Annotated in this window: 18 protein-coding genes and 2 tRNA genes; 10 read left to right on the top strand and 10 right to left on the bottom strand. The window is 42.5% G+C overall.

Translation table 11 applies throughout. The features are described from left to right. Positions 1 to 24: 24 nt before the first annotated feature. Positions 25 to 1,332, bottom strand: coding sequence for a CitMHS family transporter (locus NDN11_RS01245; RefSeq protein WP_251110551.1), 1,308 nt, complete (start codon positions 1,330 to 1,332; stop codon positions 25 to 27). A gap of 344 nt (positions 1,333 to 1,676) precedes the next feature. Here NDN11_RS01245 and NDN11_RS01250 point away from each other — a divergent pair, with 344 nt between their 5' ends. Continuing rightward, a complete protein-coding gene (locus NDN11_RS01250; protein WP_251110552.1) occupies positions 1,677 to 2,441 on the top strand; it encodes an HD domain-containing protein in 765 nt (254 codons plus the stop codon). A 63-nt stretch (positions 2,442 to 2,504) separates the two neighbouring features. On the opposite strand, the gene NDN11_RS01255 is transcribed toward NDN11_RS01250, so the two are convergent. Together NDN11_RS01255 and NDN11_RS01260 are read right to left on the bottom strand one after the other, a co-directional pair. Next, positions 2,505 to 3,797: an MFS transporter gene (locus NDN11_RS01255; protein WP_005185604.1), complete on the bottom strand. Its 1,293-nt coding sequence runs from the start codon at positions 3,795 to 3,797 to the stop codon at positions 2,505 to 2,507. Positions 3,798 to 4,298: 501 nt separating this feature from the next. Further along, the gene (locus NDN11_RS01260) at positions 4,299 to 4,676 is read right to left on the bottom strand and encodes a MerR family DNA-binding protein (RefSeq protein WP_167248583.1); all 378 of its coding nucleotides are present in this window, start codon (positions 4,674 to 4,676) and stop codon (positions 4,299 to 4,301) included. Between the two features lie 105 nt (positions 4,677 to 4,781). On the opposite strand from NDN11_RS01260, the gene NDN11_RS01265 reads away from it, so the two are divergent. Beyond that, on the top strand, positions 4,782 to 5,879 hold the full coding sequence (locus NDN11_RS01265) for an SDR family NAD(P)-dependent oxidoreductase (protein WP_251110553.1): 1,098 nt from the start codon (positions 4,782 to 4,784) through the stop codon (positions 5,877 to 5,879). A 64-nt stretch (positions 5,880 to 5,943) separates the two neighbouring features. Here the strand turns inward: NDN11_RS01265 and NDN11_RS01270 are convergent, their stop codons facing one another. Together NDN11_RS01270 and NDN11_RS01275 are read right to left on the bottom strand one after the other, a co-directional pair. Next, the gene (locus NDN11_RS01270) at positions 5,944 to 6,831 is read right to left on the bottom strand and encodes an SDR family NAD(P)-dependent oxidoreductase (protein WP_004803857.1); all 888 of its coding nucleotides are present in this window, start codon (positions 6,829 to 6,831) and stop codon (positions 5,944 to 5,946) included. Positions 6,832 to 7,078: 247 nt separating this feature from the next. Beyond that, positions 7,079 to 8,356, bottom strand: a complete 1,278-nt coding sequence (locus tag NDN11_RS01275; RefSeq protein WP_251110554.1) for an O-acetylhomoserine aminocarboxypropyltransferase/cysteine synthase family protein — start codon at positions 8,354 to 8,356, stop codon at positions 7,079 to 7,081. A 301-nt stretch (positions 8,357 to 8,657) separates the two neighbouring features. Between NDN11_RS01275 and ettA the strand changes: the two genes are divergently transcribed. Beyond that, a complete protein-coding gene (gene ettA, locus NDN11_RS01280; protein WP_251110555.1) occupies positions 8,658 to 10,319 on the top strand; it encodes an energy-dependent translational throttle protein EttA in 1,662 nt (553 codons plus the stop codon). Positions 10,320 to 10,421: 102 nt separating this feature from the next. On the opposite strand, the gene NDN11_RS01285 is transcribed toward ettA, so the two are convergent. Next, on the bottom strand, positions 10,422 to 11,114 hold the full coding sequence (locus tag NDN11_RS01285) for a YidX family protein (RefSeq protein ID WP_167248587.1): 693 nt from the start codon (positions 11,112 to 11,114) through the stop codon (positions 10,422 to 10,424). A gap of 152 nt (positions 11,115 to 11,266) precedes the next feature. Here NDN11_RS01285 and NDN11_RS01290 point away from each other — a divergent pair, with 152 nt between their 5' ends. The 5 genes from NDN11_RS01290 (at position 11,267) to NDN11_RS01310 (ending at position 18,598) form a co-directional block, all read left to right on the top strand. Further along, positions 11,267 to 11,662 (top strand): cation efflux protein, CzcI-like, encoded by a 396-nt coding sequence (locus tag NDN11_RS01290; protein WP_216076271.1) that lies wholly within the window; start codon positions 11,267 to 11,269, stop codon positions 11,660 to 11,662. 54 nt (positions 11,663 to 11,716) lie between these two features. After that, positions 11,717 to 13,138, top strand: a complete 1,422-nt coding sequence (locus tag NDN11_RS01295) for a TolC family protein (RefSeq protein ID WP_251110556.1) — start codon at positions 11,717 to 11,719, stop codon at positions 13,136 to 13,138. Further along, the gene (locus tag NDN11_RS01300) at positions 13,138 to 14,370 is read left to right on the top strand and encodes an efflux RND transporter periplasmic adaptor subunit (RefSeq protein WP_251110557.1); all 1,233 of its coding nucleotides are present in this window, start codon (positions 13,138 to 13,140) and stop codon (positions 14,368 to 14,370) included. The genes NDN11_RS01295 and NDN11_RS01300 overlap by 1 nt, the downstream gene beginning before the upstream one ends. Further along, positions 14,360 to 17,527, top strand: a complete 3,168-nt coding sequence (locus NDN11_RS01305) for an efflux RND transporter permease subunit (RefSeq protein WP_251110558.1) — start codon at positions 14,360 to 14,362, stop codon at positions 17,525 to 17,527. The genes NDN11_RS01300 and NDN11_RS01305 overlap by 11 nt, the downstream gene beginning before the upstream one ends. A 126-nt stretch (positions 17,528 to 17,653) precedes the next feature. After that, complete coding sequence (locus tag NDN11_RS01310) at positions 17,654 to 18,598, top strand: cation diffusion facilitator family transporter (RefSeq protein ID WP_251111461.1); 945 nt, start codon at positions 17,654 to 17,656, stop codon at positions 18,596 to 18,598. A gap of 31 nt (positions 18,599 to 18,629) precedes the next feature. On the opposite strand, the gene NDN11_RS01315 is transcribed toward NDN11_RS01310, so the two are convergent. Continuing rightward, entirely contained in the window at positions 18,630 to 18,968 is a 339-nt protein-coding gene (locus NDN11_RS01315; protein WP_251110559.1) for a hypothetical protein, read from the bottom strand. Between the two features lie 231 nt (positions 18,969 to 19,199). Between NDN11_RS01315 and NDN11_RS01320 the strand changes: the two genes are divergently transcribed. Then, a complete protein-coding gene (locus tag NDN11_RS01320) occupies positions 19,200 to 20,807 on the top strand; it encodes a hypothetical protein (RefSeq protein WP_251110560.1) in 1,608 nt (535 codons plus the stop codon). Positions 20,808 to 20,986: 179 nt separating this feature from the next. After that, entirely contained in the window at positions 20,987 to 21,922 is a 936-nt protein-coding gene (locus NDN11_RS01325) for a hypothetical protein (protein WP_502801326.1), read from the top strand. Between the two features lie 43 nt (positions 21,923 to 21,965). Here the strand turns inward: NDN11_RS01325 and NDN11_RS01330 are convergent. From NDN11_RS01330 to NDN11_RS01340, 3 genes are all read right to left on the bottom strand, one after another. Further along, positions 21,966 to 22,041 (bottom strand) — tRNA-Glu (locus NDN11_RS01330). A gap of 104 nt (positions 22,042 to 22,145) precedes the next feature. Continuing rightward, positions 22,146 to 22,221, bottom strand: a tRNA-Glu gene (locus tag NDN11_RS01335). 213 nt (positions 22,222 to 22,434) lie between these two features. Continuing rightward, positions 22,435 to 23,841, bottom strand: a complete 1,407-nt coding sequence (locus tag NDN11_RS01340; RefSeq protein WP_167248594.1) for an amino acid permease — start codon at positions 23,839 to 23,841, stop codon at positions 22,435 to 22,437. Between the last annotated feature and the right edge of the window lie 67 nt (positions 23,842 to 23,908).

Consider the following 23,908-nt stretch of genomic DNA (forward strand, 5'->3'; position numbering starts at 1 on the left):
ATGCTTTTTTTATTTTGGCAAGGATTAATAAAGACCTAGTAAGAAGCCTGCGCCTAAGGTAAAGAAGCTGAATAACCAGATCCAACCAAATGAATAGCGCAAATGGCGTCCCATATCGGTGCCTGTCAGTCCGACTGCAAGCCAAGTTGCAGGTGAGAATGGACTCACAAATGTTCCAGCATTGTTACCAATCGCCATGGCGTACACGACCGAGTCAGCATTCACTCCAGCGGTAGCAGTAACTTCTTGCACAATCGGTAATAGCGCAAAATAATAGGCATCAGTACTGGTAAAGATGTCCATCGGTACACCTAAGATCCCGACTAGAATATGCAAACTACCAATCCATGTGCTTGGTAGAATTTTAATTAAATCCAAGGCAATCGATTGCAACATACCTGACTCGGACAAAATCCCGAGAAATGCACCTGCAGCAAAAATAATGGCAACCATGCTCAATGCTTGAGATGCATGGCGACCAATAACTTCAATCTGTGTTTTAGGCTGCGGGAAATTGACAATCAAGACCAATGCAAGGGCGATCATAAACACATAAGGCGCAGAGAATAGGCCAAAAGCTAAACAGATAATGGCAGCAACGATCAGACCGAGGTTAAACCACAGGTTTTTAGGTTGAGCATCTTCCTGAATATCTTCGGCAAGGTCTTTGGCCATGCAGTCTTGTTCAAATGGCGTGGTACCGAGAGCTTGGGCTGCGAGAATGCGTTTTTTCTCACGTAAGCCCATAAATACGGCAAATACCATCATCCCTGCAACACCCGCCACTTGAACGGGAATCAGGCTATGCCAGAGTGTGGCAGCATCTAAACCTGTCGCGGCTGAAGCACGTCCTAAAGGTCCGCCCCATGGCACCATATTCATCACCCCCATACTACCCGCCATCAGCAAGAGCATCAGATAGGGGCTCATGCCGAGTTTACGGTACAGGGGAAGTAAGGCAGGAATAATGATCAGGAAGGTTGCAGCACCAGAACCATCCAGATGCACAATTGCTGCAATCACAGTGGTCATCACGGCAACAATCACCACATTGCCACGCGTCATTTGCACCATACGTTTAATCATAGGGTCAAAGACATGTAATTCTTTTAATACACTGAAAAATAAAATAGCGAATAAAAACATCGTCGCTACTTTGGTCACTTTGGCTAGACCAGCTTCAAAGAAGCCAGAAATCTCGCTAATCGAAAAACCAGCAATGAGGGCGCCAATAAGAGGAACAATCGACATGGCTACAATAGGACTGGTTTTTCCAGACATCAATAGCACGACAATCGTCACAATAATTAGAATACCGATCAGCGTCAGCATTATTTACTCCCTTAAGTTGTAACCTCTTGTCATTGGAAAAGTGTTAAAAAATACACCAAAAATAGAAAATAAAGCGCTGTCCATTATGCATAAAAACTTAATTAATTATTAAAAATAAGAATAAAAACTACGCAAAAAGCGGATTAAACGAACAAAATGTTTAATTTTAGCCAATAATCTGATTTAAGTTGTTTTTAAAATTATGTGATAAGTGTGAGAAAAATGGTCGTTTGAATATAGATGCAGCGATGAGAAACCTGAAGACTGATCGCTATACTTTTGACTTTCGTAATTCTTTTGAGTAAAAATTAGAGTAATTACTCTAATTTTAAAAGAGAACAAAAATGCAAATTGGTCGACAAGCTTGGATGGCGCAAACCTCAGGTGATTTATCCTTAAAAGATCGTATGCTGCTGTTGAGGCATAGCCTTTTTCCTGTGTTAAAACAGAGTATAAAAATGTACAGTTTGGCGAATCTTACCAGACCAACCGTTCAGCATGAATTGCGTCTGGATGATCTTGTCTTGCCTGATAGCGTAGAAGTGCAACGAGCTTTAGAAGAGATGCAGTCCTGTAGCTCAGCGTCTCTGCAAAATCATTGTCTTCGTACATGGTGTTATGCCATTGCTTTTGCCAAGATGCAAAACCTGCAACGTGATGATGAATTATTAGCAGTTTCATGCTTATTGCATGATTTAGGTATGACCGAACAACATTATCAGCATCATCAACATTGTCGTTGTTTTGCTGGGCAGGGTGCTTATGCTGCAAGAGATTGGTCGCTTGAACAGGGGTGGCAGACTGCACGAGCCGATCAACTTTTTGATGTGATCAGTATGCATATGAATCCTTATGTTGGACTTGATGAGGGGGTAGAAGCGCATTTGCTGCAACAATCGGCCAGTTGTGATGTGATCGGCAGTCGTGGTTTTGAGTTTTCAAAGGAGTTTAGAAAGCAATTATTGCAAAAATACCCTCGTCTTGACTTCAATCAGATCATGATTAAATTTACTCAACAGGAAGCACAGCAACGACCTCGATCTCGTACTGCTATGCTGGTGCAGAGTGGGTTTAAGCAGCTTGTGAATTTAAATCCTTATTTGCAATAACACTCAAAATAAAAAACCACTTCTGCTTTTACAAAAGTGGTTTCGATTTAGAACACAATTTATTTAGTGGTCATGTTCAAGATATTCAGGCTTTTTCGGTAATGCCCAACTACACATGAAACAAATCAATAACATGATAATGACGTATACAAAGAAGGTATTTTCAATGCCAGCATCTTTAAATAATAACGCTACGGATGGCGCCGAACCGCCAAAGAGTGCATTACCCACCGCATAGGAGAAACCTACACCTAATGCACGGACATGCGGCGGGAACATTTCAGCTTTGACTAGACCACTGATTGAGGTATAGAAGCTCAGCAGCATCATCAAGAAAATCAGTAATAGGGTGATAATCACAGGGGAGTCAGCAAAGCTGCGCATACCTGTCACCATGACCGGATAAATAAAGATTGCGCTGAGTAAGCTGAATGCCAACATGGAAGCACGACGGCCAATGCGATCTGACAACATGCCGAACAACGGTTGTGCCAACATGAATACAAATAGCGCCGTGGTCATGATAAAGCCAACGGTTTTGCCATCCATACCAATATTGGTGAGGTAGGTTTTTGAATAAACCGTGACAACATAGAAGGTGAGTGAACCAGCTGATGTATAGCCGACAACCAATAGGAAAGTTTTCCAATGCTGTTTAAGCAGGGCAACTAAGCTACCTGATTCTTCACGGTCAGCATCTTCATGTGACAAGGTTTCCTCTAAACGACTACGCGCGAGTAAAGACAATAATGCCGCAATACCGCCGATGACGAAAGGAATACGCCAGCCACCATCATTCAATTGTTGTTCAGTCATAAAGCCCAGCAAGATTACCCCAAGTAAGCTGGCAAGTAACTGACCACCTGAAAGGGTGACGTACTGGAATGATGCAAAGAAGCCACGTTGCCCTTTTAAGCCGAGTTCACTCATATAGGTCGCAACAGCACCATACTCACCACCGACAGAGAGGCCTTGCAGTAATCGAACCATGAGCAGTAAAAAGGGTGCCCACATTCCGACTTGGTCATAAGTCGGTAAGGCAGCAAACAGAAATGAGCTGAGTGCCATTAAGCAGATTGAAATAACCATCGACTGCTTACGGCCCTGACGGTCAGCGATACGTCCGAATAGCCAACTCCCGATTGGGCGCATGAAAAAACTGGCACCAAACACCCCCCAAACATAAATGGCTTTGGTGGTTGGTTCCATATCTGGAGCGGTCAATGCATGGGTAAAATAGGCAGCAAAAACGGCATAAATATAGAAATCGAACCACTCAACTAAATTCCCTGATGCCGCACCGACGATACCTTTGATACGACTTCTTTTTTCTTCCTTGCTATATGTCTGACTCATATACGTTCCTTTTCAACCAAGCAAGATTCTGTAACTGAATCTTTACAGAATGTTATATACCGCTAAAAAAGCATGAAAATGACACTATTTTGTATGTTTTTTATGAATACATTTTTATATGGGGAGAATAAGTTGGTTTTTTGCTAACTCTTTGACAGATAAAGAATGTCAGAATGGTCAATATTGAGAATTTAATATTTTTAAAAGCAAATAATTGAGCTGTATCAAGGGACAATTTAGAAACATAAACAAGCTGATGTTGTGTAAGGGGATTGTAATCAGGGTATTTTTTCAGATTTCATTTTCTTATTTCAATTCAAGACATGGAATGCTTGTATTGAAAATGGAGTGTGGCAATAGCACTGAAAATAAATGATCCATAAAATATACCAGAAGAGAAATCAATAGACGATACTGATGATTAATGCAGCAAAACTGTGGATAAGTTTTAGTTTATACACACGAGCTTTTGTTGTGATTTCAGAAAGTTTTTTAAAGCAATTAATTGAGCTCTGGAATCGGGCAATCTTTTCTCAGTGGGCAAGCTTCACCCTGAGTAAATCGACTTAACATCGTTCTGATTTGATGAAGTTGTGCAATCTTTTCATCTATCAAATCTAACTTGTCTTGGAAAATGCTTTGTACTTGTGGGGCAGGGATTTCATCTTGGGCTGTCATCGCTAAAATCTGCTTAATTTCATTGAGCGAGAATCCAAGGTTTTTCGCGGTACGAATCAGTTGTAACTGTTGTAGCGTTTGTTCTGAATAATCTTTATAGCCATTATTACAGGTGATGGACTGGATCAACTGCATTTTTTCATAAAAGCGAATGGTGTCTCGACTTAAATCAGTCTGTTTTGCCAATTGTCCAATTAACATGGCGATTATCCTTATTATTCTTGAATATGTCTAAAAAATGACTTGACCATTGAGTGTACTCCATCCTTTAGCCTATGCCTACATTCAATCAAAAGAGCATATGAGATGGCGCATAACAACTTAAAAACTCAGCCAGAGCAACAAGTCGCTTTGGTCGCAGGTGCGACAGGATTTATTGGCCGCTATTTAATTTTAGAGTTATTAAAACAAGGACATTGGGTTTTTGCCTTAGTCCGGAATCAAGCGAAGCAACAACCCGTGCTCACAAATTGGCTCAGTCAAAAAGGTGTATCCTTGAATCAATTGAGTTTTATCCAAGGTGATGTAACACAGGCTAAGCTTGCCATCAGCGAGCAAGATTGGCAAAAATTAAGCGCAGTGGACACTTTATATAATAGTAGTGCGTTATTTGCGTGGAACCTGAGTATGCAACAAGCGCGGACCGTAAATGTAGAAGGTGCATTGAATTTATTGAATTGTGTTCAGCAATATTGTGTTTTGAAACGTGCAGTACATGTTTCGGGTTATATGTTGACGATCACGGGTCATTTACAGCAAGCAGGGATCTGCATTGAACAACCTGATCGTACCGAGTGGCAAGCTGTGTATCAGCATCTAGGGGCTTATGAAGCGTCTAAAATAGAAGCGCATTTTGCATGGATACAACAGGCACAACAGCTATCCGTAGATTGGACTATTATTCATCCTGCAACAGTTGTTGGTGATGATGTCTCTGGTGAAATTCCCACGAATCAGCCGATCGCGCAAATGATTGATGTGCTCAAACGGGGAAAAATGAGTGCCATCCCTGCAACGGCTCAGCATTATCTACCTTTAATCCGTGTCGATGACCTATGCCGGATAATGGTCAGTGCTTCTATGGATATGGCTTTGTCGAATCAAGCGATGTTGGCTGTCAGTGAAAATAATCTGGCTTTGCATCAACTCACTCAAATGATTGCAGATCGATTACAGGTGAGTGCACCAACCAGACATGTACCAGTTGGACTGCTGAAGCTTATTTTAAAATGGCAATGGTTGGCGAAAAAATTAGAAATGTCTGCGGAAATGCTAAATTTTCTAAGAACAGAGCAGTTGGAGCGAGAACGATTGACACAGTTTCAACAACGTTGGCAGATTTCGATGGGAAATTTAGAAGCAGCGATCCGTAAAACCACCGACTGGATTAATCAAACCAGTTAGAACTTATTTCTAATAAAAAAACAGCCAATCAAAAGATCGGCTGTTTTTGAATCTTTAAAATGGATTACCAATGTTCACCTGGGAACAAACGCGCATAAGCACGTTGAATTAAATTCAACTTCTCTTGCTCACCAACAGACGCGGTAGAACTTGGGAATAAGTTGAAACCAATCGACATTAAAATGTTGTTAATGTCTGGTGCAATTGCATAGGTAATCGATGCAAGTCGGCCTAAATTGGTTGCGATCTTTTTCGGACGCTTCACGATCGCATAAGCAATTAAATCGGCTGCTTCTTCAGGTGAAAGCGTTGGTACATATTTATAAATTTTGGTTGGTGCAATCATTGGTGTGCGGACCAAAGGCATATAAATAGAGGTAATCGCAATTTTGTGCGAGTGGACTTCCGCAGATAAACAGCGACTAAATGCATCCAATGCCGCTTTAGACGCAACGTAAGCAGAAAAGCGAGTTGCGTTGGCAAGAACACCAATCGAGCTGATGTTAATAATTTGACCGTCTTTACGCTGCATCATGTGCGGTAAAACATTCAAGACTAAACGTACTGCACCAAAGTAATTTAACTGCATGGTACGTTCGAAGTCATGGAAACGATCAACGGACTCATGTACCGCACGACGGATTGAACGTCCTGCGTTATTTACAAGAATATCAATGTGATCTACTGCTGCTAAGATTTCTTTTGAAACTGCATCAATAGATTCCATATCATTGAGATCACATGGAAATACGGTCGCTTTTCCACCTTCAGCCTCGATCTCAGCTTTGACCTCATCTAACTTCTCTTTGGTACGGGCGAGCAATAAGACATGTGCACCTGCTTGAGCAAGGTATTTTGAAACCGTTAAACCAATACCACTTGATGCTCCTGTGACAATGATTGTTTTACCGTCGACTTTTTGCTGAAAAAGTTTTTTGAGTTTTGCATTCATGTAAGTTACCTACATTAATCACGCTGTTGTTTGTAGTGCCTTCTTATTACGATTAAACACTACACTTTATTTTGGTCTAATATTAACCTATATTTTATGTTTGTCTAGTGTAAATGTTTGAAAAATAATAGCTTTTTTAGAGTAAAAGCTCTAAAATAAAGTATTGTAATAGTTGAAAAAGCAAGCATATTTTTTATATTTTGTACAAAAAAAGCCCCTTGGATGGGGCTGGCTGATTTTATTAAAATTAAACTTGAGCAAGGGCCTGTTCTAGGTCGGCAATCAGATCATCTACATGCTCAATCCCAATAGATAAGCGTACTAGGTCCTCACTGACACCTGCCGATTTGAGCTCTTCCGAATTGAGTTGGCGGTGGGTTGTCGTCGCTGGATGGCAAGCTAGACTTTTAGCATCCCCGATATTCACTAAACGAGTAAATAGCTGTAATGCATCAATAAAGCGAGTCCCACCAGCTAAGCCATCTTGAACACCAAAGGAAAGGATGGCAGAAGGTTTCCCTTTCACATACTTTTGCGCTAAATGGTGTTGCGGATGGTCTGTGAGACCAGCGTAATTGACCCATTTAACTTTGGGGTGTTGTTTTAAATATTCTGCAACTTTGATGGCATTTTCAGTATGGCGCTCCATGCGGAGATTTAAGGTTTCAAGTCCTTGTAAGATGAGAAACACACTGAGTGGACTAATCGCTGCGCCCGTATTGCGTAATGGAACCACTCGCGCACGTGCGATATAGGCAGCTTCGCCCAATACTTCCACATAGTTAACACCATGATAACTTGGATCAGGTGTATTCAACGCTTTAAAGCGTTCAGGAAATTTGCCCCACGGAAATTTACCGCTATCGACAATCACACCACCGATGCTATTGCCATGACCCCCGATATATTTGGTGAGGGAGTGAATCACAATATCTGCGCCAAATTCAAATGGTTTTAATAGGGCAGGTGTCGCTACGGTATTATCAACAATAACAGGGACGCCATACTCATGGGCAATCTTGGCAATCGCTTCAAGGTCGATAATATTGCCCAGCGGGTTACCAATAGATTCAACAAAGACCAATTTTGTTTTGTCATCAATAATCTGGCGTAATGCTTCTGGATTCTGATAATCAAAGAAACGGACTTCGATACCTTGCTTTGGCAGTGTGTGAGCAAACAGGTTATACGTCCCACCATATAAAGTAGACACTGACGCGATATTGTCACCTGCTTCGGCAATGGTTTGAATTGCGTAAGTGATCGCAGCCATACCTGATGCTAAAGCCAGTGCCCCAATCCCACCTTCCAATGCAGCAATACGCTGTTCAAGTACAGCAGTGGTCGGGTTCATAATGCGGGTATAGATATTGCCTTGAACTTTGAGGTCAAACAGATCTGCACCATGTTGCGTATTATCAAAGGCATAAGAGGTGGTTTGATAAATGGGTACAGCCACTGCTTTAGTCGTTGCCTCTGGTGAATATCCCGCATGAATGGCTAATGTTTCATCTTTATAGGTCATGATTACATCATCTACGTGAGTTAAATACTGACCGAGTCTAGCGCATATTTTACCCAAAATGGTGCATATTTTTTGCGCTGCATAGCGGTTTTGGTGATATAGCCCCTGCTTTCGTTCTGGTCGCGGTTTTAGGAAAAGTGAAATCATTCAAGCTTGTAATGTCTTGAAAAAGAAAATCCTTTGTTCGAGGCAAACAAATCCCAACTTAACTTCAAGTCAATCGGGTTTTCAGCGTATAATACGCCCGATTATTTTATTCGCTTATTTGCGATGTATTGGTTTTTCAATTGAGGAGTCCTGCGTGGCCCAATATATTTATACGATGAACCGAGTGTCTAAAATGGTTCCGCCTAAGCGCGAAATCTTAAAAGACATCTCTTTATCATTTTTCCCAGGCGCAAAAATTGGTGTGCTTGGTTTGAACGGTGCAGGTAAGTCAACCTTACTCCGTATTATGGCTGGCGTAGATAAAGATTTCTCAGGTGAAGCTCGTGCACAACCAGGAATCAAAATCGGCTATTTAGAACAAGAACCGCCACTTGATCCGACTAAAGACGTTCGTGGTAACGTTGAAGATGGCGTACGTGAAGCACTGGATGCTTTGGCGCGTCTCGATCAAGTTTTTGCTGAATATGCTGAACCAGATGCAGATTTTGATGCGCTTGCGAAAGAGCAAGAGAAATTAGAATCAATCATCCATGCATGGGATGCACACAACCTGAATAACCAGCTTGAAATTGCTGCTGATGCATTGAACCTCCCAGCGTGGGATGCAGATGTATCGCTACTTTCAGGTGGTGAGCGTCGTCGTGTTGCACTTTGCCGTTTATTGCTTTCTAAGCCAGACATGTTGCTTTTAGACGAACCGACGAACCATTTAGATGCTGAATCAGTGTCTTGGTTAGAGCGTTTCTTGAAAGATTTCCCAGGCACAATCGTTGCGATTACGCATGACCGTTATTTCTTGGATAACGTGGCTGAGTGGATTCTTGAGCTTGACCGCGGTATGGGTATTCCTTATCAAGGCAACTATTCTTCTTGGTTGGAACAAAAGAATGCGCGTCTAGAGCAAGAGAACAAGCAAGAAGAATCTTTTGCTAAAGCATTGAAAAAAGAACTTGAATGGGTTCGTTCAAATGCCAAAGGTCAGCAAAAGAAAAACAAAGCGCGTATGGAGCGTTTTGAAGAACTTAACTCACGTGAGTTCCAACAGCGTAACGAAACTTCTGAAATTTATATTCCACCTGGTCCGCGCCTAGGAAATAAAGTTGTAGAAGTTGAAGGGATCAGTAAATCATTCGATGGTCGCTTACTCTATGAAAACCTGACTTTCACTGTACCGCCTACAGCGATTGTGGGGATCGTGGGTCCAAACGGTGCGGGTAAAACTACGCTATTCCGTATGATGACTGGCGAACAGCAACCTGATACAGGTACTGTGACTTTAGGTGAGTCGGTTAAAGTGGCTTACGTTGGTCAGATTCGTGACACTTTGGATAACAATAAAACCGTTTGGGAAGAAGTTTCTGGTGGTTTAGATATCTTAAAAATTGGTGATTACGAAATCGCATCACGTGCCTATATCGGTCGCTTTAACTTTAAAGGCCAAGATCAGCAAAAACGTGTAGGTGAATTGTCTGGTGGTGAACGTAACCGTTTACAACTTGCCAAGATCTTGCAGATGGGTGCAAACGTAATCTTACTGGATGAACCATCAAACGACTTGGATATTGAAACTTTACGTGCACTTGAGGATGCAATTCTTGTATTCCCAGGTACAGTCATGGTGGTATCGCATGACCGTTGGTTCCTTGACCGTATTGCAACGCACATCTTGTCATTTGAGAATGAACAGCCTGAATTCTACACAGGTAACTATGCAGAATACGAAGCTTATCGCCAATCACGTCTAGGTGATGATGCGGCTCAAAAACGTACCAAGTACAAAAAAATTACAGGTTAAGCCCTGATAGAAAAAAACCAGCTTTCGAGCTGGTTTTTTTTGCTTATGAAAATGTGAGTTCATGAAGCGTGCGAGATGAATAGTCTGATGAGAAAGTAGAATTTATTTATTAAAATCACCCTTAAGATCAGAAATAATCAGCAATGGTGGAATAGTAATCACATCAAATGCCATTGCAAGTGGGTAAAGAACGGTGTGTGTTACCCGTTTAATTGGATGCTTGGTGGTGGTGGTGATTTGTTGTTGTATAGTGATGGGATAAGCTACAGGCAATCGCTGCTGGATTTTTTGAGTGTCTTGGCCCTGATAGAGCTGCCCTTTAAAAAACACATTGATATAGGGGTAAGTTGCCGTCTGCTGGTTCGCTGGCAAATCAAAATTTTCTCTAAAACCCAACGATTTTAATAAATCTTTTTGAGTTTGCTTTAGATCAACCATCGCTGTGTTATAGCGAATCTGCAACACACCACGAAAATGACTGGCGTCGTCCATAGTGAGTACGAGGGGCGTAGGGCTGGTTATACTACGTTGCTCAACTGGAATCGCCTTGAGTAACTTTAACAGTTCTGTACTGCCATCAGTCATTAAGTAGTTGAAGTCTTGACCAATAAACACCAAGCCTTGTTCTTTCTGATTTTGAACAGCCTGACCTAATGCAATAATCTGATCGCTTTGTAAGTTAATGGCTTGGGTATGTGTAGTTTCTTTAGGAAAGGTGCTGTCGAGTAGCGCAGTCGCACAACCACCGAGAACGAAACAGCTGGTGAAGAGTAAAAGGGATAAGGTTTTATACATGCTGAGGACCTAAACGTAATCAAGTGCTTTTTCTTTAGAATCAAAAAACGTTTTAAATCAGTGGGAAATTGACTGAAAATTGTTTTGTAATTTTATTACATTGGCATAGCCTGCTATAGTGCCTTTGTGCAATTTACTGTAAGGGTGTGCTGTTGCAACGCTCAACCGTTTTCGTGACCGTCTTGCTGAGTTTGTTCATGTTCCAAAGTTTCTGGAATGTGGCGGCAGCGTTTTGCGCGCATGAAACGGTCAGTCAATACAGTACATTGAGTCATTTGGGGCATCATGTCGCTGAAAAGACACACAGCTCTGAACAAGGCGCTGTTTTCGATAAAGTCGCAGCAGATTTACCGATGCCCTTAAGTTTGCAAGATCATCATGATCATTTACCATCTTGTTTTCATGTGGTGGTGACGGAAGTTCAGCAATATGTAAATGAACCAATGTTGCATAGCCAAGATATAGAACAAAAATATTACTGGTCTAACTCCTACCAGTCGCCACATCTCTCTGGATTAAATCCGCCCCCTGTATTGACCCCGCTATAGGTGGGGTAGCCGAAAAATAGCCCACCGCAATCTTATTACTTTGCGGGGCTTTATATGTCTTCTAGTTTAAATCAGCGTATCCATGCAGTTGAGCAGCGTACGCGAAAAAATCGTACTCACTTGTCATTGAAGTGGTCAGCCTTGGCACTTGCCTTGAGTGCTGCCATTTTGAGTCCATCTATTGCCGCAGAATCTTTACTGGATGCGAATCAGCAGCCTATAAGCAAAGCTGCACAACGCAATTTGAATTTTGAGCAAATCTTGCAGGATGTGAAACAATATCAGGCAGGCACAGGGGTGTGGCAAACACAGCAAGGGATCGCTGAGGCCAATGTGAAACAAGCTGGGTTATGGTCGAATCCAAGTTTTTCAATTCAGCAAACCGACTTTAGGTCAGGTAAAGACAAAGAGCTGGAGTTTGGTGTTTCACAAAAATTGGACATTTTCGGTCAACGTCGTGCTGCGGTGAAGCTTGCCGACGTACAAGCGTCTCAGGTCGGTCTCAATCAAGAACTCTATAACGCGCAACTTGAGTTGGCGGTGAAATATCTGTGGTCGCAAGTCGTGGTGCTAGAGTTAGAACATGATGTGGTTCAGGCGCAATTAAAAACCAGTCAAGCGACCTTAGATGCAACGCGCTTAAGACTCAAAGCTGGCAGTATTGCGCAGGTCGACTTAGACCGTACTTTGATGGCGCATATTGAAAACCAGCGTTTATTCCAGCAGACCGAGCTGGCTCTAGCCACTGCAAAGCGTCAATTGGCAAATCTGTGGGGCAGTACCGATAATCGCTTCTCTACCCAAGCGAGCAATGTCTGGCCACAACAAAAAGATTTGCAAGATTATTTGCAGAACAACTTATTTGAGCGTGCTATTCAACTCGATATCGTACGTCAAAAAGCCAATATCGATTATTTAAAAGTATCCAACCGACCAAATCCAACCGTCAATTTAGGTATGGTGCAAAGTAAAAGTGCAGAAACAAATTCGACGGATAACAAGTTCCGAGTGGGCATCGATATCCCTTTGAATATTTTTAATCGTCAGCAGTATTCATTGCGAATTGCCAATGCCAAACAAGATTTACTGGTCAAACAACAACAGTTTTATAAACAGCAAAACTTAAATGCCATTCAGACTTTAACTGCAGAGTTGGCAGGATTGAAACAACAATTCGATTTAGTCAATCAACGACAAATTCCATTGTCTGAAACGGTACAAGAGAAAATGCTGCTCGGTTTTAAAGTTGGTAAATATGCCATTACCGATGTCCAGCAAGCCACTATGCAATTGCAAGATCAACGTTTAAATAAAGTGCAGTTACTTAAGAGTGCATGGCAAAAGCAAATTGATGCAGAGAGTTTAGCACTGGGAATAGAGCCGAGTATGGTGAGTTCAAGTGACGCTTTAAATCAGATTAATCAAACCCTTTGGAAAGATACCAATAGCCTTCCCGCTGTAGTAGGAGCAGAGTAATGTCGACAAATAAATCTAAAAAGCAGTGGTTTTGGGTCATTCTGGTTGTTGCGGTTGGCTTAGTCCTCAGCGCGTTATTATTTTTCACTGGCAAGAATAAAGCCAGTGGTGATGCTGCTGCAGCGGATAGCCATGCTGAAGGTGAGGAAGGACATGCTGAAGGTGAAGCTGGGCATGCTGAGGAAAGTGAGGAAGGCAGTTTAAATCTAAGCCCAAAACAGATGACTGAATATGGGGTTAAACTGGCTCAGGTTGGGGTGGGCGAAGTCGGACAGCAATTTGCATATCCAGCCAAATTGGTCACCAATACCGACCAGCAAGCGCATGTTTCAGCAACGTTTGCTGGACGAGTGGAAAGCGTCAATGCAGTACTCGGTCAGCAAGTCAAGAAAGGGCAAGTCTTAGCCACCTTGTTTATCCCTGACTTGGTGGATCAGCAAGCTAATTTAAGTATTGCACAAGAAGCTTTAACGCTTGCACAGCAAGATTATCAACGTGAAAAACAACTTTGGGAACAAGGGGTTTCTGCGCGTCAGGATTATCAACGTGCTTATAACGCTTATCGTCAGGCACAGATTCAGGTACAGGCTGCACGTAGCCGGTTATCTGCCTTGGGCGCATCCAGTGGCAGTCAGGGTCGCTATGTCTTGACCGCACCTTTGAGCGGTGTAGTGAGTCTGAAAGATATTGTGGTGGGTGAGCAAATTACCGCCGATAAGCAATTATTTGTAATTGATCAGCTGGACCAACTCTGGATTGAGTTTATTTTACCAAGTGTGAATAACATCAATGTCCAACCAGATCAGCAGATCGAGTTTAAGTCGCTGCAAACCAATAATAGCTTTAAAGCACAAATTCAGACTTTGACTACTGCGGCAGATACCCAGACAGGTCGTTTGCAGGTGCGTGCCAAAGTGTTAACCCCAGCCAAAGAATTACGCCCTAATCTGATGGTTAACGTGTTGTTAGATGGCACGGACAAGAAGCCTGTACTTCGTGTTGCCAAAGCAGCGATTCAGCAGATTGAAGGCAAAGCCACGGTTTTTGTTGCTAAGCAAGAGAAAGACCAGATGCATTTCAGCCCAACCCCAGTACAACTGGGTAATTATTCAAGTGATGGACAGTGGGTGGAAATCCAATCGGGTCTGACCGAAAAGCAACAATATGTCAGTCAAGGCAGTTTCCTTTTGAAATCTGAGATCGAGAAGGGAGAGGCTGAGCATGGACACTAAAGATAAGTTGCAGCTTCCTCCTGCGGAAGGCTTGTTTGATCGGATTATTCAGTTTTCAATCCGCAATGCGATTTGGGTCATGCTGTTTGTGGTGGCGTGGATTGGGGTCGGCATTTACAGCTACCAAAAACTGTCGATTGATGCCGTGCCTGACATTACTAACGTACAGGTACAAATTAACAGCCAAGCAGGTGGATTCACTGCCCCTGAGGTTGAACAGCGAATTACTTATCCAATTGAAAATGCCATGTCGGGTATTCCTAATTTGGAACAAACCCGTTCGATCTCCCGTTACGGCTTATCCCAAGTCACGGTAATCTTTAAAGATGGTACTGATATCTATTGGGCACGTCAGCTGATTAACCAGCGCTTACAGGAAGCCAAAAGTGCTTTGCCTGATGATATTGATCCGCAGATGTCACCGATTTCAACGGGTCTAGGGGAGATCTATCAATGGGTGATCAAGGCTGAACCGAATGCCAAAAAGGCCGATGGTACACCTTATCAGGCCATGGACCTACGTGAAATTCAGGACTGGATTGTTCGTCCTCAATTACAACGTGTGCCAGGTGTTGCTGAAATCAATACCATTGGGGGATATAACAAGACCTATGTGGTTTCTCCTGATCTAAAACGTTTACAGCAACTGCAAATTCCTTTAACCGATTTACAAACCGTACTCACTGAAAATAATGAAAACCGTGGTGCTGGTTTTATTGAAGAAAATGGGCAGCAGCTTACGGTACGTATTCCAGGCATGTTGAAAACCGTACAGGACATCGAGAATGTTACGGTTAGTACCAAGAATGGTTTACCAATCCGTGTTGCCGATGTTGCAACGGTTTCGATTGGACATGATTTGAGAACCGGTGGTGCTACCTATAACGGTGAAGAAACCGTACTGGGTATCGCGATGATGATGATGGGTGAGAACAGTAAATCCATCGCTCAAGCGCTAGACAGCAAAATGCAGGAAATCAAACGTTCATTGCCTGAAGGAGTAGTGGTCGAAACGGTGTATAACCGTAGTAATTTGGTTGATAAAGCCATTAAAACGGTGGCGAAGAATCTGATTGAAGGCGCAATTCTGGTCATCGTGATTCTGTTTGTGTTCTTAGGAAACTTCCGTGCGGCATTGATTACCGCCTGTATTATTCCCTTATCTATGCTGTTTACCCTGACAGGGATGGCGGAGCAGAAAATCAGTGCCAACCTGATGAGTTTAGGCGCATTGGACTTCGGGATTATTGTCGATGGTGCAGTGGTGATTGTCGAAAACTGTATTCGACGGTTGGCAGAAGCACAGCACCATAAAGGTCGACTCCTGACCCGTTCAGAACGTTTTACTGAAGTCTTCTTGGCGGCAAAGCAGGCACGACGTCCGCTGATCTTTGGACAAATCATCATCATGGTGGTGTATTTACCGATTTTTGCACTGGCAGGTGTAGAAGCGAAAATGTTCCACCCAATGGCAATGACAGTAGTGTTGGCATTGATTGGTGCGATTATTTTATCCGTTACCTTTGTTCCTGCTGCCGTGGCTTTATTTGTTACCGGTGAAGTCAAAGAGAAAGAAAGTCGCTGGATGGCGGCATTAAAAAGTGGTTATGAAGGCTTGCTGGATAAAGCTTATGCATTTCGTTATGTTGTGGTCGCTGGTGCATTTACGATTCTAGTCTTAACTGCTGCGATTGGCTCGCGTGTCGGCAGTGAGTTTGCACCACAACTGAGTGAAGGTGACTTTGCTTTACAGTTGATGCGTGCACCAAGTACTGGAATTGAAGAGTCGCTGAAAATTCAGGAAAGTGTTGAGAAACAATTGTTAGCAGAGTTCCCTGAAATCAAAGCAATCTTTGCCCGTACAGGTACCGCAGAGGTGGCAACGGATGTGATGCCACCGAATATTTCAGATGCTGTGGTGTTATTAAAGCCACGCGATCAATGGCCAGATAAGTCGGAAACCATCGATGATCTTCGGACTCGAATGCTGGCCTATGTGGAGAAAATCCCAGGTAACAACAGTGAGTTTTCACAACCAATTGAACTACGTTTCAATGAGTTGATTTCAGGTGTACGTAGTGATATCGGAGTCAAGGTCTTTGGTGACGATATGCAGGTATTGAACCAAGAGGCTGAGAAAGTTGCCCAAACGCTGAGAACTATCACGGGCGCAAGCGAAGTCAAAGTTGAGCAGACCGATGGCTTACCTTTACTCAATGTCGATATCGATCATGCGTTGGCTGCACAATATGGCTTATCAGTGAAATCAATTCAGGACTTGGTCGCTGCCAGTATTGGTGGACAGAGTGTTGGACAGATTTTACAGGGCGACCGTCGTTTTGATTTTGTGGTGCGTTTGGATGATGTGATGCGGACACCTCAGCAATTGGCGATGTTACCGATTCAACTGCCGAATGGTGGTTTAATCAAATTGCAAGATGTAGCTAAAGTTGAAAACATCTTAGGTTTGGCACAGCTTAGTCGTGAGAACGGTAAGCGCCGTGTTGTGGTCACCACTAATGTACGAGACCGTGATTTAGGATCTTTCGTGGGTGAAATGCAACAGAAACTTGCACAGCAAAAATTACCAAGTGGTTATTGGCTCGGTTATGGCGGTCAGTTTGAAAATCTTGCCTCTGCAAAAGCCAGAATGCAAATTGTGGTGCCATTGGCATTACTGATGATTTTTATTCTGCTGATGGCAGTGTTCAATAACTTTAAAGAGAGTTTGCTCGTGTTTAGTGGCGTGCCGTTTGCCTTGTCAGGTGGTTTAGTTGCACTGTGGCTACGCGATATTCCATTGTCGATGTCGGCAGGTGTCGGTTTTATTGCGCTCTCTGGTGTCGCAGTGCTGAATGGTTTGGTGATGTTGAGCTTTATCAAAGAGCTGCGAGAGCAATATGATGTTCATTATGCCACATGGCATGGTGCGGTATTACGTTTACGTCCCGTGTTAATGACGGCTTTTGTTGCATCACTCGGCTTTATTCCAATGGCGATTGCCACAGGTACAGGTGCAGAAGTTCAGCGTCCACTGGCAACCGTGGTGATTGGTGGGATTATTTCATCCACCTTGCTGACTTTGTTGATCTTGCCTGTGGTGTACCGTTGGATGAATGAAGCCAAACAGAGCAAAGGTCAGGAAAGTGCAATTTAATCTGTTTATGCTATCTTCTTAATGAAACACTTTATGAAGAAGAATCTGAACCAGCCAAAGCAATTTTCGCTTTGGCTGACTTTAAGGCTGCAACAGGTCTTATTTAATTATGATAAGGAGTCCAACATGGGTGGACATCAAGGGCATGATCATAGTCATGCAGCGGTCACTGAAGGTAATATCAAAAAACTCACTATTGCGCTGATACTGACTTCAACCTTCTTAGTGGTTGAGGTGGTCGCGGGTTTAATCACCCAGAGTTTGGCATTATTGTCTGATGCAGCACATATGTTTACCGATGCTGCTGCATTGGCAATTGCTTTAGTGGCGATTAAAATTGCTAAACGTCCCGCAGATAATAAACGTACTTTTGGCTATCAGCGTTTTGAAATTCTGGCAGCCTTATTTAATGCCTCGATGCTGTTTTTTGTAGCAATGTACATTCTGTACGAAGCCTACCAACGTTTCACTCAGCCACCTGAAATTCAGAGTGTTGGCATGCTGATTGTGGCAACAATAGGTCTGATTATTAATTTAATTTCCATGAAATTGTTAATGTCCAGTGCAGCTGAAAGCCTGAATATGAAAGGCGCATATTTAGAAGTGTTAAGTGATGCACTCGGTTCGGTGGCAGTCATCGTGGGTGCAGTGGTGATCTATTTCACTAATTGGTATTGGGTCGATACCATTCTTGCAGTTGCGATTGGTTTCTGGGTATTGCCAAGAACATGGATTCTACTTAAGCAGAGTATCAATATCTTGTTGGAAGGCGTTCCAGAAGAGGTCGATATTGAAAAGCTGCGCAATGATCTACTGGCATTGGATGGTGTTGAGAGTATCCATCAATTAAAGGTTTGGGCGATTACCTCCAAGAATATTCATTTGACTGTGCATCTATTTGCACCAAGAGCTGATCGTAATCAATTACATCGTGCTGCGATTGAGATGTTATCGCATGAGCACGGGATTGCTGAGGTGACCTTGCAAATTGAAGATGATGAAGAAATGAATTGTCAGCATACCCATCAACATGATGAGAAAGCTGAACACGATCCTTCACATCAGCATTAAGCTGATGTGAATATCCATTTTAATTTTTGTATTAGTTCTGCCATTCATTGTTGCAGTCACGGCATTTCCAATGCTTTTGTGCTTGCATAAAGGCTTGCATTGAAATTTTAAAATCAGGTAGATCACGCCAGAATAAAACACCTGCAATCACACAGATCGCAAAAACGACGATGGTCGCAATTTGCAGACCTTGGCCAGCACCATTGCCAAAAATCCACATCGCAACGCTAATCAAAACCAAGATTAATAAAATAAAAATGGCAGGAACCAGCAACACTAAACTTTTTGGCACATTCGGACGAGGGCTATTGGCACCCTGACTGGCAGGCATAATTTTCACGCTTTGGCATTTAGGGCAGCGGTATTGCATAGAGGATTCCTATTCTGTTTTGCCCATTTTAGCGAAAATTATGAAAAAGCAAAAATCTTGAGCGATTCAAATACATAAATTTACTTATTTTTGTTCTTGCATTGGTGGCTGAAGCTAGTGCTTTTGTTGGAGCTAACCACTGCTATGCAGCTCGTCTAAAGCTATTCGTAAAAGCTGAAGCAGTCTGCTAATTTGCAAGATGAGCTGGCTCAGTAATGCGGAAGGAAACGCATGTTACCCACCAAGATTCTTAAATTGCGTTTATCACGTATTCAGAAAGGCAAAGAACACCTGTCAACGCAAGACAAGTTGATGCTGGTGACAATGCAAAGTCCTGATCTGAGTGCGAATTTCTTGCTGCGTTTATTTAAAATTTCTTTACCGAAGCAGTGGAAATTCAGGCATGAGAACGATGAAGATATTGTTTATTCAATACAGTTAATTCAGTTGATTGAAGAGGAGCTGCTTGGTGCTTATGAATTTCATGCGCGTAAATATGCTTGGTATGAACAATGCTTAATGTATCGCCTGAATTTCATTGAGACTCGGCCGAATCAGCAGCAAATCAATTGCTACCTACGTCAACTTGATCGCTGTCTAGATCAACAACCGAAAATTGATTTATTAAAGTATTTCCAACAGCATTATCCAACTGCTCAGCACGCCATTGCCTTAGCCAAAGCCTATGCTGGTGCTGCACAATATGACCAAGCAATTAAATACTATGAATGGGCGGCACAACAATCGCAGCAGCGTAATGAAACTGCCTTTTATGCTTATATCGATTGTCTATTGAGTCGCAATCAACCTGAATATCAGCCACAGTTGAGTGATATCGAATATGCTATTCATTTGTTGATACAGTATGAGAAGCCGATAGACCAGAAAAATTATAATAAAACATTGTTAGGTGCAGTCAGCTTGTTACTACCAGAGTCTATTCTGCAAACGCGAAGCATAGAGAGCAATATTCTGGCAGATGTGGGACGTGGCTTGAATTCACTGGGGAAATCTTTAAATGGAATTTTTGGTGGTAAAGAGTCACATATTCCTTTTAGTCAGGAAGTGATTGCAACAGCACCACAGCTTTTAACAGCGCAAAGAGTGATTACAAGCTTGGTTCAGCAGAACACAATGCAAGCTGCATGGCAGCGCCTTTTGGAGCAAGATCCGACCCGTACAGGGCAAGCCGACCTGACGCTTAGCTGTTTATGGCAAGCGATCCAACAGAATGCAGAAATTTTGTGCTTGTTACAGCAACCTGTTCAATATGAGGAATTGCTTACTCAACTGACTCAGATTGAATCGAAATCAGAGCGCGATTTTGATCAGGGTCATATTCAAATGATTTTAGAACAAGGACTGCTGGTGTATTTAGGTGATATCCGTTTGAATAAACAGCATCCTGAACGGAACGCACTTTATGCACAACGTGATGTGATTGTTCGAGACATGATTGCTTTTGCCATCTGGTTTAATCAGCAGGTTTTAGACCCTTATCTGCAGCAGCAAAGCCATCAGTTTGAGCAAGTGCAAAATGGATTACGATTATTGGATACATCAGCCTTAAACACTGGATTATTTGCTCTGCAGTTTGAAATGCAAAAACGAGTGCAGGATTTGTCTAAGTGGATGAAGCTAAAACTGGAAAAAGGCAATCAGTTTGATCAGGTACAAGCGGCTTGGGTTGCGTTACGTGAATTACCAAATTTTGATAATGGGCAGGAGAAAGTACAGCGACTTGAGTCTGCATTAGAGCAGTACAAAATGCTACGTTCGAGTCAGATTCACGTAGCAGCAACCGACAGTGAACACCAAGCAATACAAGCAGATGAGTGATAGATTTTTTTGCAAAAATGAGTTGAATTGTTGGAATAAATAATTTGAAGCTGTGCAACAAAAATACGCAAATTGCTGGACAGGGCGTGCTAATCTACAGAAAAACGTCTAATAAGTTCAGAAAGCAGATCGACGCTCATAACAAATGAGCCAGTAGCAAAGGGAAGAGGGAGAGCATCTTGAATCGACAAGATGATAAAAAGGCGATGTTCGATATTATGCCAGCAGATGTGTCTTCATCTGAGGATAAACCATCATTATCACGTCGACTGATCAATAAAACATTGCAACATGCACAAGATGCGGTTGAATTTGCCAGCGATACTTCTCGTAACATTGCAGGCGTGGCAGATGCGGCCCTAGACGCCTTAGATCATGTCACACATCAGACCAAACGTGGCGTTGAAGGGGTACGTAATACGGTACGCGATATGGTGTCAGAAACCAGTGAGGTCGCGCGTCAAGTTGCTTTGGCAATGGCAAGAACATCTTTGGGGAAAAGCAGTCTGACCTTGTATCTACCAGAGATGTTGCTGAATAATCAAATTCGCAAAAGAATGGATCGTAGCGAAATTGATGATATTAAAATTGAGTGTGGTAATGACCGCTTCCATATCGAATTGGATGGGCACTATCGTCGTTTTCTGTATCGACTTTCCCTCGAATTTAATGTCTTAGAGTGTCGTATTGGGCAAGAAAAGTATCTACGACTGCGTCAGGTCGATGAACATCTTGATCTACAAATCCGTCATGGCGGCACCTTAACCAATTGGGCAGCACGTCGCGTTGGAAATGTCAGTTTTGAATTAATTAATTCTTTACCGATCCCATTCCTGATCAATCATTTGATTCGTGATGTACCTGGAATTCAAAAAGAAGGGCATCGCTTGTGGTATATCGACCTTGAAGAAGCTGGTTTTATTGATTTCATTAATAACCGTTCGTGGATGGTAGATAAGCTCTTAAGTCTAACTGATTTTAGTATTTTACCAGGTTTGAATATCTTGCAGGAAAGTCGTGAATTGGTCCAACAGTTGGTTGATCAATTTGAGATTCGTGGTCTACGTGTGCAATCTGGACGTTTAGAAGTTCAGGTCGGTATTGGTAGCGAATAAGCAATAAAAAAGCCACTGTCAATGCAGTGGCTTTTTCAGAATTTGGCGTCCCTACGGGGATTCGAACCCCGGTTACCGCCGTGAAAGGGCGATGTCCTAGGCCTCTAGACGATAGGGACATATCTGAGGAAATTTACCTGAGCGTCGTATGTAAAACATATTGATCGCTAGGCCTAAATTCTCGGCAAAGATAATTATAACCTTTGCTTTTCCTCGAATTTAGTGGCGTCCCTACGGGGATTCGAACCCCGGTTACCGCCGTGAAAGGGCGATGTCCTAGGCCTCTAGACGATAGGGACGTTTCAGAGGTGGGCGTATATTAGGGCGAATTAGATAGGGTGTCAAACACTTTTCTGAAGAAAATCTAAAAAAAGTGGATAAGTGTCTAAAAATAAAACATGTTGTAGAATAAACAATCAAAAATAAGCAGTTAAGCTGAAAAAACTAAAACAAAACGATATTTTTATAGATATAAAAAATGCAGCTTAAGCTGCATTTTTTATGGGGTTTATTTATTTGCGATTACGGTAAAAAATGTAATGGCTCAAATAACATGCAGCAATAAACAGCAAACAACCGATAAAGCCTGCTTGCATCTCAGGATCTGCTGCCATACTTAACCCTGTAATAAAACAGAAGATAAAGCCTAAGATGGGCACGATAGGATAAAGCGGTGCAGCAAATTTTAAATCTTTTGCGGTATGACCAGCCTTGTACCATTGGCGTCTAAAGTTAAATTGACTCCAGCAAATACTCATCCACACGATGACCATGGTGAATGCTGCAACACCCAATAAATTCTTAAAAATCGTTTCAGGGGCAAAGTGTTCTGATAACAGACCCGGAATCGCACCAAACATGGTGACAACAAGCGCAATGATCGGCGTGCCACTTTTTGATAAGCGCGAGAATACACTTGGTAACTGACGCTGATCGGATAAAGACCACATCATACGTGATGCAGCATAGAGACCTGAGTTTGCAGCAGAAAGCAATGCTGTAATAATTACGAAACGGATAATGTCGTCGGCATAAGGAATACCAATGTAGTTAAATACCGTCACGAAAGGACTGCTACTCACCCCTTCACCACCTAAGCCCGCGACTTGGAATGGTAATAGCGCGCTGATCACAATGATCGTACCGACAAAGAAAATCAATAAACGCCAGATCGCGGCATTGATTGCCTTTGGAACATTCTCAGCAGGGTCTTTGGTTTCACCTGCCGCAACACCAATTAACTCTGTACCTGAAAAGGCAAAGTTTACAATCAACATGGTGGTAAAGATCGGAATAAGCCCTTGCGGGAACCAACCATGAGCAGTTAAGTTGTGGAATAACGGTGCCGATTCATAGCCATTGAATGAGATCAAACCAAAAATTGCCAACAAGCCTAAAATGATGAAGGCAATTACAGTCACAACTTTAACCAGTGCGAGCCAGAATTCTGATTCGGCAAACATTCGGGTTGAGGTGAGATTTAGACCCAAAATGGTGACAGCAAAGATGATGGTCCAAATCCACATGGAAATGTGTGGAAACCATTCCTGCATCAGCAAGGCGGCAGCGGTAAATTCTGTACCTAAAGTTGCGGTCCACGTCAGCCAGTAAACCCAAGAAATCATGTAACCTGTGCCTGGACCAATATATTTTTGAGCGTATGCACCAAAAGATCCAGCAACAGGCATGTGTACTGCAAGCTCACCTAAGCAGAGCATGACCATATAAGCAATTAAACCACCTAAAACATAGGCAATAATTGCACCCACAGGACCGGTTTGAGCGATAACTTCGCCAGAACCTAAAAACAAGCCAGTACCAATTGCGCCACCTAAAGAAAGCATGACTAAATGGCGAGTGCTCATGGCACGTTTTAGCGTTGTAGGTTCTGAGTTCGCATTTGAGTTGGAAGATTGCATACGACAATTTGTCCAAGCATAGAGAAGCGGCTATTTTATGGAAAATTCGAAAATGTGCAATCTGCTT

The organism is Acinetobacter sp. C26M, from assembly GCF_023702675.1.
In the GTDB taxonomy this organism is placed as follows: domain Bacteria; phylum Pseudomonadota; class Gammaproteobacteria; order Pseudomonadales; family Moraxellaceae; genus Acinetobacter.

Coding starts and splice junctions, on each gene's coding strand:
- NDN11_RS01245 (WP_251110551.1), bottom strand. CDS start 1,332: ATGCTGACGCTGATCGGTATTCTAATTATTGTGACGATTGTCGTGCTA.
- NDN11_RS01250 (WP_251110552.1), top strand. CDS start 1,677: ATGCAAATTGGTCGACAAGCTTGGATGGCGCAAACCTCAGGTGATTTA.
- NDN11_RS01255 (WP_005185604.1), bottom strand. CDS start 3,797: ATGAGTCAGACATATAGCAAGGAAGAAAAAAGAAGTCGTATCAAAGGT.
- NDN11_RS01260 (WP_167248583.1), bottom strand. CDS start 4,676: ATGTTAATTGGACAATTGGCAAAACAGACTGATTTAAGTCGAGACACC.
- NDN11_RS01265 (WP_251110553.1), top strand. CDS start 4,782: ATGGCGCATAACAACTTAAAAACTCAGCCAGAGCAACAAGTCGCTTTG.
- NDN11_RS01270 (WP_004803857.1), bottom strand. CDS start 6,831: ATGAATGCAAAACTCAAAAAACTTTTTCAGCAAAAAGTCGACGGTAAA.
- NDN11_RS01275 (WP_251110554.1), bottom strand. CDS start 8,356: ATGACCTATAAAGATGAAACATTAGCCATTCATGCGGGATATTCACCA.
- NDN11_RS01285 (WP_167248587.1), bottom strand. CDS start 11,114: ATGTATAAAACCTTATCCCTTTTACTCTTCACCAGCTGTTTCGTTCTC.
- NDN11_RS01295 (WP_251110556.1), top strand. CDS start 11,717: ATGTCTTCTAGTTTAAATCAGCGTATCCATGCAGTTGAGCAGCGTACG.
- NDN11_RS01300 (WP_251110557.1), top strand. CDS start 13,138: ATGTCGACAAATAAATCTAAAAAGCAGTGGTTTTGGGTCATTCTGGTT.
- NDN11_RS01305 (WP_251110558.1), top strand. CDS start 14,360: ATGGACACTAAAGATAAGTTGCAGCTTCCTCCTGCGGAAGGCTTGTTT.
- NDN11_RS01310 (WP_251111461.1), top strand. CDS start 17,654: ATGGGTGGACATCAAGGGCATGATCATAGTCATGCAGCGGTCACTGAA.
- NDN11_RS01315 (WP_251110559.1), bottom strand. CDS start 18,968: ATGCAATACCGCTGCCCTAAATGCCAAAGCGTGAAAATTATGCCTGCC.
- NDN11_RS01320 (WP_251110560.1), top strand. CDS start 19,200: ATGTTACCCACCAAGATTCTTAAATTGCGTTTATCACGTATTCAGAAA.
- NDN11_RS01340 (WP_167248594.1), bottom strand. CDS start 23,841: ATGCAATCTTCCAACTCAAATGCGAACTCAGAACCTACAACGCTAAAA.